Below are 13,285 nucleotides of genomic sequence, written 5' to 3'. Positions count from 1 at the left end.
GTGGGGGGCCGGCGAACCGACCCCTCTACCCTTACGCCACCTTCGCCATCCCGCCGATGATCTTGTCGAGCGTGATCGGATATTCGCGAACGCGCACGCCGGTCGCATTGTAGATCGCATTGGCGATCGCCGCGCCGACGCCGCACAGGCCGAGCTCGCCGACGCCCTTGGCCTTCATCGGCGACGTCGTCGGATCGGTCTCGTCGAGGAACACCACCTCCTGGTGCGGGATGTCCGCGTGAACGGGCACCTCGTAGCTTGCAAGGTCGTGGTTGACGAAGAAGCCGAACCGTTTGTCGACCGCGAGTTCCTCCATCAGCGCCGCGCCCACGCCCATCGTCATCGCGCCGATCACCTGGCTCCGCGCGGACTTCGGGTTGAGGATACGCCCGGCGGCGCACACCGCCAGCATACGGCGGACCCGGATCTCCCCGGTATAGGCGTCGACGCCGACCTCGACGAAATGCCCCGCGAAGGTCGACTGCTGCACCTTCTTGGCGAGGTCGCCGAACTCGATACTGTCCTCGGCGGACAGGCCTGCGTCGCCCGCGGCCTGACCCAGCGGCACACTGCGATTGCCCGCGCGGACCTTGCCGTCCTCGAACACAACATCGGCCGAGTTGAAGCCCAGCTTCTGCGCGACCGCCTCGCGCAGCTTGACGCAGGCGGCATAGACGCCCGCGGTCGCGCTGTTCGCGCCCCACTGTCCGCCCGATCCGGCGGCGACGGGGAAGTCGCTGTCGCCGAGCAGCACGCGAACCTTGTCGAGAGGGACGCCCATCATCTCGGCGGCCGTCTGCGCGATGATCGTATAGCTGCCGGTGCCGATGTCGGTCATGTCGGTCGCGACCGTGACGATGCCCTTGGCATCAATGCCGACGCGCGCGCCCGACTTCATGTTGATGTTGTTGCGGAAGCCCGACGCGACGCCCATGCCGACCAGCCAGCGGCCGTCCCGCACCGCGCGCGGCTTGGCCTGACGCCGGCTCCAGCCGAAGCGATCAGCCCCCATCTGGAGGCATTGTACCAGCTGGCGCTGCGAGAATTTGCGCTCCGGCTTTTCGGGATCGACCTGCGTGTCGTTCGCGATGCGGAAGGCTACCGGGTCCATGCCCAACTTTTCCGCCATTTCGTCCATCGCGACCTCGAGCGCCATCAGCCCCGGTGCTTCGCCCGGTGCGCGCATCGCATTGCCTTCGGGCAGGTCGAGCACCGCGAGTCGCATCGACGTCAGCCGGTTGGCGCCGGCATAGAGCAGCTTGGTCTGCGCCACTGCCGTTTCCGGCCCACCGCCGGGCAGATCGCCCGAACCGCTTTCGTGTGCGATCGCGACGAGCTTGCCGTCCTTGCCCGCGCCCAGTCGGATGCGCTGGCGCGTCGCCGGGCGGTGCGTGGTGTTGTTCGCCATCAGCGGCCGTTGCAGCGCGACCTTCACCGGCCGGCCCGCCGCCTTGGCACCCAGCGCCGCAAGGATCGCATCGGCGCGTACGAACAGCTTTCCGCCGAAGCCGCCGCCGATATAGGGCGAGATCAGCCGGACATTCTGTTTCGGAATGCCCAGCGTCTTGGCGACGTCGCCCTTGCCCCAGGCGATCATCTGATTCGACGTCCACAGCGTCAGCCTGTCGCCATTCCATGCCGCGGTGCTGGCATGCGGCTCCATCATCATATGGCTCTGGTCGGGCGTCTCGTAGCGCGCGTCGAGCGTCACGGGGGCCGCGGCGAACGCCTTGTCGAAATCGCCGACACGGTCGACGGGCGGTGCGGCACTGCCTTCACCGCTGCTGTCGCCCTTCAGTGGCGCCGTCTTGAGCGCGCTGTCGAGGTCGAAGCGGCCCTTGCCACGCGCATAATCGACGCGGATCAGGCCCGCGGCGGCGCGCGCCTGTTCGAACGTCTCGGCAACGACGAGCGCGATCGCCTGATGATAATGGTCGACCGCCGGACCGCCGAGCAGCTTGGCGGTGTTCATGTCGCCCTTGCCGAGCGGGCCGGCCGTGTCCGCGGTGACGATCGCCAGCACGCCCGGCGCGGCCTTGGCGGCGCTGAGATCCATGCTGCTGATGCGGCCCTTGCCGATGCCGGCGCCGACGACATAGCCATAGGCGGCGTTCGGGGCGACGTCATGACGCTCATAGGCGTAGCGCGCCGTGCCGGTGGCCTTGTACTTGCCGTCGATACGATCGGTCGGCTTGCCGATGACCTTCAGCTGGTCGATCGGGTTGGTGCCCGCAGGCTGATCGAACTTCACGCGGCGCTCCTGCTCTTGGCTTGGGCCATCACACCGGCGAGCGTGCGCTCGACCAGCGGCACCTTAAAGGCGTTGTCGGCGGTGGGGCGAGCGCCGGCAAGCAAGCGGCTCGCCACCGCCTTGGCCCCCTGCGGCATCGCGGCATCCGCCTCGGGCGTCCGCCACGGCTTGGGCGCAATGCCGCCGATCGCGGCGCGGCCGGTGCCGTCGGGCTGGATCACCGCGGCCACCGACACCAGCGCATAGGCGTAGGACGCACGGTCACGCACCTTGTGATAGATGTGCGTTCCGCCGAGCGGCTTGGGCAGCGTCACCGCCGTGATCAGCTCGCCCGGCTGCAGCGCCGTTTCGATGTGCGGCGTGTCGCCCCACAAGCGGTGGAAGTCGGCGATCGGGATCGCGCGTGTCGTGCCCGATGGCTGCACCGTCTCGACGCTTGCGTCGAGCAGGCGCATCGCCACCGCCATGTCGCCGGGATAGGTCGCGATGCACGCATCGCTCGTGCCGATGATGCCGAGCTGCCGGCTGTAGCCGCCGATCGCCGCACAACCCGATCCGGGCTTGCGCTTGTTGCACGGCTGGTTGGTGTCGTAGAAATAGGGGCAACGGGTGCGCTGCAACAGGTTGCCTGCGGTGGTCGCCTTGTTGCGCAGCTGCCCGCTGGCGCCCGCGACGATCGCGCGGGTCAGGACGCCATAGTCGCGGCGTACGCGCGCGTCCGCAGCGAGATCGGTGTTGCGCACCAGCGCGCCGATGCGCAGGCCGCCGTTGTCGGTTGGTTCGATCCGGTCGAGCTTCAGCCGGTTGACGTCCACCAGATGTACCGGCTCCTCGATCTGCAGCTTCATCAGGTCGAGCAGGTTGGTGCCGCCCGCGATGAACTTGGCGCCCGGACGCGCGGCCACCGCCTGGGCGGCGGCGGCGGGCGTGTCGGCGCGCTCGTAGGTGAAGGCCTTCATGCTTTGGCTCCCGCGACGTCCCGCATCGCGTCGATGATGTTCGAATAGGCTCCGCAGCGGCAGATGTTGCCGCTCATCCGCTCGCGCATTTCCTCCGCCGTCAGCGCAGGTGCGCCGGCGACGTCGTCCTGCACATGGCTGGGAACGCCGCGCTTGATCTCGTCCAGCACCGCGACCGCCGAGCAGATCTGGCCGGGGGTGCAATAGCCGCACTGATAGCCGTCGTGCTTGACGAAGGCCGCCTGCATCGGATGCAGCTTATCGGGCGTGCCGAGGCCTTCGATCGTCGTGATCTCGTCGCCATCGTGCATCACGGCGAGGCTGAGGCAGCTGTTGATGCGCCGCCCCTCGACCAGCACCGTGCAGGCGCCGCATTGGCCATGGTCGCAGCCCTTCTTCGTGCCGGTCAGCTTCCAATGTTCGCGCAGCGCGTCGAGCAGCGTCGTCCGCGTGTCGAGCGCGACCTGGCTGGTCCGGCCATTGACCTTCAGCGTCACCGGCATCGTCGGCGGGGCGGGCCGTTCGTCGAGCGGCACGGCTGCCGCCTCAGTGGGCATGGCGGTCGCCGCCGCACCGATCGCCCCGCTCGCGAGCACGCCGCGGCGAGACATGGACAGTTCGTAATCGCTCATCAAAGGCCCCTTGATGCATCTGACATACCGACGTTTTCGACGCGGTGTACGCCACTGGCGGGGTAGGCCTTATCGTTTCGACGTAGCGCAAAGCAAACCCTTGTCATCAGTACGCAAAGAAACGGGCCCAGGTTCCACCGGAACCCGGACCCGCAACGTTTTGATGCAGATAGGCGGCGGGATCAGAACCCGATATGCGCGCCCGCCGACAGAACGACCGCATGGGCATCGCGCAGGGTGCCGCGGGTCAGGACGTTGGTCTGCGCCGCGGTGCCGACATAGGCCGCGGTCTGACGGTCGATCGTCGTGTCTTCGAAATCGACATAGTTTGCAGCGAGATCGAAGCCGAACTTCGGAGTCACCTGGAAGGTGCCGCCGACGCCATAGTTCCAACGGTTCGAATCCGGCACGCGCGCGTCGCGCAGGCCGTCCTGCGTCGGGGTCAGCGCGCGCTGCACGCCGGCGCGGACCGTCAGGCTGGGTGAGACGACATAATCGACGCCGCCGGCCAGGCTGTAGCTGTCGCGATAGTTTTCGGGCAGCGCGGTGTTCAGCGGCGCGCCGAGGCGGATCGCGTCGAACTTGCTCCAATTGTAGCGCACCGCCTGGCCGTTCAGCGTCAGCGCCGGCGTCACCTTGATGCGCGCACCGACGATCGTCTGCGCAGGCGTGTAGAAGCTCGCCTGCACGCCGGTCAGCGTGCGGTTCTGGCCGGCAAGCGGGCCGACGAGGCCGGCGACGGTCAGGTCACCCGTCAGCGTATGCTCGATGCGCGACTTGTAGCTGATGCCGACGGTCGCCCAGTCGTTGTGCATCTGGACGCCCGCGGTCCAGCCGATGTCCCAGCCCTTGCCTTCCAGCTTCTGCGAGCCGTCGGCGGTGGTGGTCAGGTTGGGCAGCGCGTTGCCCAGGCTGGCGTAGACGTGCTCGACGTTCGCACCGCCGCCCACGCGCAGCCAGTCGGTCAGCGCCACGGCGATCGACGGCTGGATGTCGATCGTCATCAGCTTGGTGCGGGTCGCGCTGTAGCGGGTCCAGCTGTTGTTGTCGTAGTCGGTGGTGAAGCTGTAGGGCGACGTCACCGCGAGGCCGAAGGCGACCGGGCCGAACGGCAAAGCGATCGCGCCCGACGGCAGCAGGCCCTTGTCGATCGGGTTGCGTGCTTCCTGCGCGCCGCCGACCGGCTGATAGTTGGCGGGGTTGGCGCACGACACGCCGGCCGGGCGACACACCACGGTGCCGTTGTTGACGACGCGGCCGCGCGGCAGGATGCCCGACGCGTTGATCGCCGCCTCGCCGCGCTCCATCCCTGCGATCGACGCCGGGTTCCACCACAGCGACTGCGGGCCGGTGTCGGCGACTTCACCCGAGAAAGCGCGGCCGGCGCCACGCGCCGACTGCTCCTGCAGGTAGAAGGCCTGGGCGTGCGCCACCGAGGCGAGACCGAACGAGCCGAGGACGGCAGTGGCGAGCAACGAAGTCTTGATACGCAGGGACATGAGCGGTCTTCCTTAAGCTTACTGGTAAGTCGAAACGGGTCGGATCAGCGCACGCGCGTCCAGGTCTGCGTCTTGCAGAGCGGCACGAACACGCAGCCACGCACCTTCAGCGTGTTGGCGTCGACGGGCGTCACCTTCGCCTTGTACGTCTTGCCGTCGTCGGGGTTGTAGATCTTGCCGCCGCTCCAGGCATCGCCATCGGCGGTGAAGCCGCTGATCAGCAACAGCCCCTTCAGCAGGCGGCCGCGCTGCGCCGGATCCTGATTGTTGACGTCCTTCAGGTCGGGCTGCTGGCGGAGCAGTTCGGACGAGATCAGCCGGCCGCAGATCGACGCGCCGCAGCGCTGGATTTCGACGATGCCGTTGCGCGTCTCGGTCTTCCACCGGCCCAGCGCGACGTCGGGGGTGGGGGCGGGCGCAGGGGCCGCGGCCAGCAGCGCGCCAATCAACATCAGGGACATGGTTCCTTCTCCTCTCCCGGATGGACGCGAACGGCCGCGCCCATCGAACAAGCCGTTCAAGCCTTGCGCCGTATCTGTACGGTCGCATTGTGGCGCCGCGGAGGCCGCCCGATGCCGGGCCATGACCTATTGGCGAGCCAGATGCCGTTTACGGCAATCTGATGCCCGCCTAACTCCGGGGCGCGGTGTGTCAAGGGTGATGACGTAAACCGCGGTGCTTAAAGCATCTTTTTGCGCGGGCGACATCGGCTCGTGCCAACCGCCATGCGCCCGGGCGGTTCCAGGCCTCGCATGCGCAAGCCCTGAACCCCGCCCGGGGCAGCGTCAGTTGCGCAGCGGCTTCCCCGTGGTCAGCATCTGCTGCACGCGCGCCTGCGTCCGCGGATCGCGTACGGCCTCCATGAACGCGGCACGCTCCAGCGTCAGCAGGTCATCCTCCTGCACGGTATCGACCAGATCGGCCTCGCCGCCGGTCAGCACCGTCGCGAGCCGGCCAGAGACGACCTCGTCATATTCGGTCGCCATGCCCTTCTTGCGGAAGCCTTCGACGACGCCGGCGATGCCGGTGCGGCCGCTTTCGCCCGGCAGGCGGAAGGTCGGCTTTTCCGGCGCCTTATAGCCATCGACCAGGCTAAGCGCCTTGGCTTTGGCGTCGGCGAGCAGGCGGTCGCGATTCATCGTGATGCCGTCGCTGGCTTTGAGGAACATCATCTCCTTCGCCAGCGCGGCCGACTTCGACACCTGCGCGGTCGAGATCGTCTCGAACGCCTTGGCGACGGCGGGCATCGGCCCGCGCGGCATCATCGGCGCCTTGGCGAGGCGATCGAGCAGCTCGCCGTTGCCGCCCCAGCCGGGCAGCAGGCCGACGCCGCACTCGACCAGACCGATGTAGCTTTCGGCATGCGCCTGCACCGCATCGGCGTGGAGCACGACCTCGCAGCCGCCGCCCAGCGCCATGCCGGCCGGCGCCGCGACGACGGGGAAGGGAGCGTATTTTAGCGCCTTCAACGCCTGCTGCCCGCCCGCGATCAGCTTTTCGATCTCGCCCCACATGCCCGCGGCGACGGCGAACATTGCCATGCCGAGGTTGGCGCCGGCCGAGAAGTTCGAGCCTTCGTTGTAGATCACCAGCGCCTTGAAGCGATCCTGCACCAGCGGGATGGCCTGCTGGATCAGGCTCATGATCTCGCCGTCGAGCGCGTTCATCTTGGTGGTGAACTCGAGCGCGGCGACGCCGTCGCCGACATCCCACAAAGCCGCCGATGCGTTCTTGAGCAGCGGCTCGGAGCGCAGCTTGATGTCCTCGAGCAGCAGCACGCCATCGCCGCGGACGACGTCATGATAGTCGCCGTCCGTGCCCAGGAACTGGCGCTTGCCCTCGACGACGCGGTAGAAGCTGCGGTCGCCGGCCGTCTCGAGGATCGCGGGAACGCTGCGGCCTTCGTCGCGCAGCCGCTGCGCGAAGGTGGCGGCACCGATCCGGTCGAGCAGCTCGAACGGGCCGAACTTCCAATTATAGCCGAGCTTCATCGCATCATCGATCGCGACGATATCGTCCGCGGCTTCGCCGACCAGCATCGCCGCATAGGACAAGGTCTTGCCCAAGATCTCCCAGGCATAGTCGCCGACCTTGCCCGGCGTTGCGATCAGCGCGCCCAGATCCTTTTCCGCCTTGGGCGGCAGCGGCGCGGGCTTCTGCCCACCGCGATACTCGCCGGTGGCCAGATCGAGCGCGAGCTTGGTCTTGGTCGCCTTGTCGAAGCGATAGAAGCCGCCCTTGCCCTTGCGACCCGTGAAGCCCTCGGCGATCATCTTGTCGACCAGCGGCATCGGGCGGACGGTGTTGAAATAGGGGTCGCCCTGCGGCAGCGTGGACGACAGGCTCTTCGACAGCAGCGGCATCAGGTCGACGCCGACGAGGTCGACGAGGCCGAAGATGCCCGTCTTGGGCACGCCCACCGGGCGGCCGCCGATCTGGTCGGCCTCCTCGACGGTCAGGCCCTGGTCCATCGCCGCATTGATCGCGACGGCGAGCCAATAGGTGCCGATGCGGTTGGCGATGAAGCCCGGCGTGTCCTTGGCGCGGACGATCCGCTTGCCCATGAAGCGATCGACGAAGTCCTCGACCTTTTCGGCCACCGCCGCGTCGGTGCGTTCGCCGCGCACGATCTCGATCAGCCGCATGTAGCGTGGCGGATTGAAGAAGTGCGTGATGAGGAAGTCGGCCTTGAACTGGTCCGAGCGCCCGTCGACCAGATGGCCGAGCGGAATGGTCGACGTGTTCGAGCTGACCGCGGTGCCGGGGCGCTTGAGCGCCTCAAGCTTGGCGTAGAGCGCCTGCTTGATGTCGAGCCGTTCGACGATCGCCTCGACGATCCAGTCGCACTCGGCGACGCGATCGAGATGGTCGTCGATATTGCCCGTCTCGACCAGCTTGGCCGCACCCTTCGACATGAAGGGCGCGGGTTCGGTCTTGAGCATCTTGGCGACCGCATTCTTGGCCACCGCGTCGCGATCGTCACCCTCCTTGGGGACGATATCGAGCAGGAGCACGGGAATGCCGGCGTTGGCGACCTGTGCGGCGATGCCGACGCCCATGACGCCCGCACCGATCACGCACACCTTTTTGATGGATTCGCTCATGTTATGCGCGCTCCAGCACCGTGGCGATGCCCTGGCCGCCGCCGATGCACTGGGTCGCCAGTGCGTAGCGACCGCCCTCGCGCTCCAGCAGCGCCGCCGCCTTGCCGACGATGCGCGCGCCGGTCGCGCCGAGCGGATGGCCGATCGCAATCGCGCCGCCGTCGAGGTTGATCGTCTCGTCCTTCAGGCCGAGGTCGCGGATGCAGGCGATCGCCTGGCTGGCGAAGGCTTCGTTGATCTCGACGACGTCGAGGTCGCCGACCGACACGCCGGCGCGCGCCAGCGCCTTCTGCGAGGCGCTGATCGGGCCGAGGCCCATCGTCTCCGGCTCGATGCCCGACACGCCGACCGCCTTGATGCGGGCGAGGATCTTGAGGCCGTGCTTCTTCGCGAACTCTTCCGAGGTGACGAGGACCGCGCTCGCGCCATCGGTCAGCGGCGACGAGGTGCCGGCGGTGACCGATCCGTCCTGGCTGAACGCGGGCTTCAGGCCGCCCAGCGCTTCGACGGTGGTGTCGGGACGGATCGTGCCGTCTTCGCTGACCGTGCCGGCCTTCGTCTGGATCGGCACGATCTCATCGCTCAGCCGGCCATCGGCGCGCGCGGCAGCGGCCTTCTGCTGGCTCTTGACCGCGAACGCATCCTGTTCGCCGCGCGTGATCTGATATTTGGTCGCGACATTCTCCGCCGTGTCGCCCATGCCCATGTACGCACCCGCATTCTTCTTCGCGAGAACGGGGTTGGGCAGGGGGTTGTAGCCGCCCATCGGCACGCGGCTCATCGATTCCAGGCCGGCGCAGATGAACGCCTCGCCCGCACCGATCTGTATCTGGCCCATCGCGATGTGGATCGCGCTCATCGACGATCCGCAGAACCGGTTCACCGTCATGCCGCCGACCGACAACGGCAGGTCCGCGAGCAACCCGATCATCCGTGCAACGTTAAGGCCCTGTTCGCCTTCGGGGAAGGCGCAGCCCAGGATGATGTCCTCGATCTCGGCGGCGTCGACGCCGGTCTTTTCGATCAGGCCGCGAATCGTCTGCGCGGCAAGATCGTCGGGACGGACGCGGGCGAGGGCGCCCTTGCCGGCGAGGTGGAACGGCGAGCGCGCATAACCGGCGATGACGACGTTGGTCATGAAATCCTCTCTTTGGCAGGCATCGGGATGCAAGCGCAGACTTGCGTGATGCCGTATAGGTGCGATACCTTCCCATTACGTCAAGTGGATCGAGCCGACAATATGCTCGATGATGCGCATGAGAGGATGAGGGAATGAGCGACACCGCCACCGCCGGAACGACGGCGCAGGGTGCAGCGCCGCTGGCGATCAAGCAGGGCGTGCCGCTGCCGAGTCGGCCGCGCCTGCTCGGCGACCTGCTCGACCATACCGTCGCACGCTTTCCCGGCCGCGCGGCGATCGATTTCATGGGGTCCGTCACCAGCTGGGGCGACCTCGGCAAGGCGGTCGACCGCGCCGCGGCGGGGTTGCAGGCGCTGGGCGTGGTGAAGGGGACGCGCGTCGCGCTCTGCCTGCCGAATACGCCTTATTATCCGATCCTGTTCTTCGCGACGCTGAAGGCGGGCGGCATCGTCGTCAACGTCAACCCGCTCTACGTCGAGCGTGAGCTCGCGCACCTGATCCACGATTCGGGCGCGGAGATCATCGCGACGCCCGATGTCGCCGAAATTCAGGCGCGGGTGCTGAAGGTCGCGGGCGAAGCGGGCATGCGCCACGTCATCACCTGCCCGATCGCCGATGCCCTGCCGACGATCAAGAAATTCGCCTACAAGCTGGTCAAGCGTCAGGAGATCGGCCGCGCCCCGCGAGACGCGCGTCATCTGTTCTTCGCCGACCTGATGGCGAAGCGCGCCACGCCTGCTCCCGTTGCGGTCGCGCCGGACGAGGTGGCGGTGCTGCAATATACCGGCGGCACCACCGGCGTGCCCAAGGCGGCGATGCTTTCCCACGCGAATATCGTCGCGAACACCGATGCGATGCTGGTCCATGTCGGCGGCGAGACGCCCGACCAGGATCGCGTGCTCGGTGTCTTGCCACTCTTCCACGTCTTCGCGCTGACCAACGTGCTGACCTTCTCGACGTTGGTCGGTGCGGAGATGATCCTGCTGCCGCGCTTTGAAATGAAGCAGTTGCTCGGCACGCTGAAGCGCACCCGGCCAACCTATTTCCCGGCGGTGCCCACGATCTACAATGCGCTCGCCAATCTGGGGGAGGGGCAGCGTCCCGACCTGTCCGCGATCAAGGTCTGCATTTCGGGCGGCGCGCCGCTGCCGATCGAGGTGCGCCACGCGTTCGAGACGAACACCGGCGCGAAGCTGGTCGAGGGCTATGGCCTGTCCGAAGCCTCGCCGATCATCACCTGCAATCCGTTCGACGGCGTCAACAAGGAAGGCTCGGCAGGTCTGCCCTTCCCCGGCACGACGATCGAGATCCGCGATCGCGAAGACCCGTCGCGCATCATGCCCAAGGGCGAGAAGGGCGAAATCTGCGCGCGCGGGCCGCAGGTCATGAAGGGCTATTGGCACAAGCCTGCCGAAACCGATGCGGCCTTCGCCGATGGTGCGCTGCGGACGGGCGACGTCGGCTATCTCGACGACGACGGCTATCTCTTCATCGTCGACCGGATCAAGGACATGATCCTGTGCGGCGGCTACAACGTCTATCCGCGCGTCATCGAAGAGGCGCTGTACGAGCATCCCGCCGTCGTCGAAGCCGTCGTGATCGGCGTACCCGATGCGCATCGCGGCCAGGCGCCCAAGGCCTTCGTCGTCCTGTCTGAACCAGGCAGCGTAACGGGCGCCGACCTGCGTGACTTCCTGCGCGACAAGATCAGCAAGATCGAGCTTCCCCGCGAGGTGGAAATCCGCGACAGTCTACCCAAGACGTTGATCGGCAAGCTTTCCAAAAAGGAGCTGGTCGAAGAGGAAATGGCGAAGGCGGCGCGCTAGACGCCGGCTCGCCTCAGGTGAGGGTGCAAGGGGTGAACGAGGACAGAGGCGAATTGCAGGGTATTCAGGAGGTGGCCGACATGCTCGGCATCACGCCGCGAACCCTGCGCTTCTATGAAGACAAGGGGCTGATCGAGCCCTGCCGCATCGGGACGACACGCGTCTATCGTCGGCGCGAGATCGCCCGGATGCAACTGATCCTGCGCGGCAAACGGCTGGGGTTTTCGCTGACCGACATCGCCGAATTCCTCGACCTGTACGACGCGGACCCCCAGCATCTCGAACAGATGCGCGCGCTGGCCGAGCGGGTCCGCATGCGGATCGAGGAACTGGAAAAGCAGCGCGATGCGCTCGACCAGACTTTGGGCGAATTGGCCAAGCTCGAAGGCGAGGCGCTCGCCCGCGTGCATGCGCACGAACCGGAAGCGCAACGGGCGGCGGGGTAACACTTCCTCCGTCAACCCGCTCGCCGTCCAGTGTGGTGACATGGATGGCGCGACCGGCTCTCGCCAATGCCGCGGTCGGGCGGTAGGAGGATCGCATGTCCGACCCGCGCGAAACCGACCCGACCCTCGATCCCAAATACGACGCCGCCGGCCTCATCACCGCGGTCGTCACCACGCGCGATGGCGCGCTGCTGATGGTGGCGCATATGAACGCCGAGGCGCTGGCCGCGACCCAATCGAGCGGCGAGGCCACCTTCTGGTCGCGTAGCCGCGGCCGGCTGTGGAAGAAGGGCGAAACCTCGGGCAACGTCCTGCGCGTCGTTGAGATGCGGATCGACTGCGATCAGGATGCGCTCTGGATCATCGCCGATCCGGCCGGCCCCGCGTGTCACACCGGGGCGACGAGCTGCTTCTACCGGCGGATCGATGGCGATCGGCTCATTCGCGTCGCATGAAGGCGTTGCCGGCGCTGGCGGCGGCGGCCGTCCTGCTGGCGGGCTGCGGATCGCGACCGCAGCAGTCCTCCGACGCCGCGACGGCCGGTGCGCGGCTGGAAGCGGCGGCGATCCGCACCGGCCTGATCGATGATCCGACACGCGCCGATCTGCTCGGCTCCTGGGCGCTGGACACCGATCGCGTCTGCGTCGTGCCAGGTGCGAAAGGCATGCTGCGGCTGGGAGCGCTCGTCGATTACGGCGAGGGGCAGGGGTGCGCGGCGTCCGGCATCGCCCGGCGCAGCGGAGACCGCGTGCAAGTGGCCTTCGGCGCCTGCCGTTTCGAGGCGCGGTTCGAAGGCGACCGAATCGTCTTTCCAGCGGAGCTGCCGGCGAGCTGCGACAGCCTGTGTACCGGCCGCGCCTCCCTCGCCGCGCTGACCGTCGAGCGGCTCAGTACGTCGACGGCGGAGGCGGAAACGCTGCGGACGCCGGGCGGAAAATTGCTGTGCGCCACCGCGTCAGCCAATTGACGTTGACGTAAACGTGATGTAGTCGGAGCGCATGGCTTCGTCTCCCGCTTATGCGATGATCGAACATCGCCACGATCGCGACCATTTTACGATCTCGGACCTGTCCGAGGAGTTCGGCGTCACCGCGCGGGCGCTGCGCTTCTATGAGGATGAAGGCCTGATCGCGCCCGAGCGACGCGGCACGCAGCGCATCTATTCGCACCGCGACCGCGCGCGTCTCGCCTGGATCCTGCGCGGCAAGCGCGTCGGGTTCAGCCTGAGCGAGATCCGCGAGATGATCGACCTGTACGATCTGGGCGACGGTCGCCGCGTGCAGCGGCAGGTGTCGATCGACCGCTGCCAGGCGCGCATCGCGCTGCTCGAACGGCAGAAGCAGGATATCGACGCCGCCATCGCCGAACTCACCGAATTCGTGGAGGTCGTTTCGGCCGTCCACAATACCGAACAGCAAGGATAATCG

The 13,285-nt window shown here is 67.2% G+C and carries 12 protein-coding genes; 5 read left to right on the top strand and 7 right to left on the bottom strand.

The features are described from left to right. Positions 1–31: 31 nt before the first annotated feature. The 7 genes from paoC to ACP7A3_RS01705 form a co-directional block, all read right to left on the bottom strand. The gene (gene paoC / locus ACP7A3_RS01735; protein ID WP_426254747.1) at positions 32–2,251 is read right to left on the bottom strand and encodes an aldehyde oxidoreductase molybdenum-binding subunit PaoC; all 2,220 of its coding nucleotides are present in this window, start codon (positions 2,249–2,251) and stop codon (positions 32–34) included. After that, positions 2,248–3,210 (bottom strand): FAD binding domain-containing protein, encoded by a 963-nt coding sequence (locus ACP7A3_RS01730; RefSeq protein WP_426254746.1) that lies wholly within the window; start codon positions 3,208–3,210, stop codon positions 2,248–2,250. The genes paoC and ACP7A3_RS01730 overlap by 4 nt, the downstream gene beginning before the upstream one ends. Further along, complete coding sequence (paoA, locus tag ACP7A3_RS01725) at positions 3,207–3,842, bottom strand: aldehyde dehydrogenase iron-sulfur subunit PaoA (RefSeq protein WP_426254745.1); 636 nt, start codon at positions 3,840–3,842, stop codon at positions 3,207–3,209. The genes ACP7A3_RS01730 and paoA overlap by 4 nt, the downstream gene beginning before the upstream one ends. A gap of 182 nt (positions 3,843–4,024) precedes the next feature. After that, on the bottom strand, positions 4,025–5,341 hold the full coding sequence (locus tag ACP7A3_RS01720) for an OmpP1/FadL family transporter (protein ID WP_426254744.1): 1,317 nt from the start codon (positions 5,339–5,341) through the stop codon (positions 4,025–4,027). Positions 5,342–5,385: 44 nt separating this feature from the next. Continuing rightward, positions 5,386–5,802 (bottom strand): DUF2147 domain-containing protein, encoded by a 417-nt coding sequence (locus tag ACP7A3_RS01715; protein WP_017978711.1) that lies wholly within the window; start codon positions 5,800–5,802, stop codon positions 5,386–5,388. A gap of 324 nt (positions 5,803–6,126) precedes the next feature. After that, positions 6,127–8,445: a 3-hydroxyacyl-CoA dehydrogenase NAD-binding domain-containing protein gene (locus ACP7A3_RS01710; RefSeq protein WP_426254743.1), complete on the bottom strand. Its 2,319-nt coding sequence runs from the start codon at positions 8,443–8,445 to the stop codon at positions 6,127–6,129. A 1-nt stretch (position 8,446) separates the two neighbouring features. Continuing rightward, on the bottom strand, positions 8,447–9,583 hold the full coding sequence (locus ACP7A3_RS01705) for a thiolase family protein (protein ID WP_331361012.1): 1,137 nt from the start codon (positions 9,581–9,583) through the stop codon (positions 8,447–8,449). Between the two features lie 134 nt (positions 9,584–9,717). On the opposite strand from ACP7A3_RS01705, the gene ACP7A3_RS01700 reads away from it, so the two are divergent. From ACP7A3_RS01700 to ACP7A3_RS01680, 5 genes are all read left to right on the top strand, one after another. Next, entirely contained in the window at positions 9,718–11,412 is a 1,695-nt protein-coding gene (locus ACP7A3_RS01700; protein WP_426254742.1) for a long-chain-fatty-acid--CoA ligase, read from the top strand. 32 nt (positions 11,413–11,444) lie between these two features. Beyond that, on the top strand, positions 11,445–11,858 hold the full coding sequence (locus ACP7A3_RS01695) for a MerR family transcriptional regulator (RefSeq protein WP_043059007.1): 414 nt from the start codon (positions 11,445–11,447) through the stop codon (positions 11,856–11,858). Positions 11,859–11,953: 95 nt separating this feature from the next. Next, on the top strand, positions 11,954–12,313 hold the full coding sequence (gene hisI, locus ACP7A3_RS01690) for a phosphoribosyl-AMP cyclohydrolase (RefSeq protein WP_147035671.1): 360 nt from the start codon (positions 11,954–11,956) through the stop codon (positions 12,311–12,313). Beyond that, the gene (locus tag ACP7A3_RS01685; RefSeq protein ID WP_426254741.1) at positions 12,310–12,825 is read left to right on the top strand and encodes a hypothetical protein; all 516 of its coding nucleotides are present in this window, start codon (positions 12,310–12,312) and stop codon (positions 12,823–12,825) included. Before hisI ends, ACP7A3_RS01685 begins: the two co-directional genes overlap by 4 nt. Positions 12,826–12,856: 31 nt before the next feature. Next, positions 12,857–13,282: a MerR family transcriptional regulator gene (locus ACP7A3_RS01680; RefSeq protein WP_020486487.1), complete on the top strand. Its 426-nt coding sequence runs from the start codon at positions 12,857–12,859 to the stop codon at positions 13,280–13,282. Positions 13,283–13,285 lie beyond the last annotated feature (3 nt).

The organism is Sphingomonas sp. DC5200-1 (assembly GCF_049897245.1).
Classification (GTDB): Bacteria; Pseudomonadota; Alphaproteobacteria; order Sphingomonadales; family Sphingomonadaceae; genus Sphingomonas; species Sphingomonas aquatilis.
This window is presented reverse-complemented; position numbering and strand designations above follow the sequence as displayed.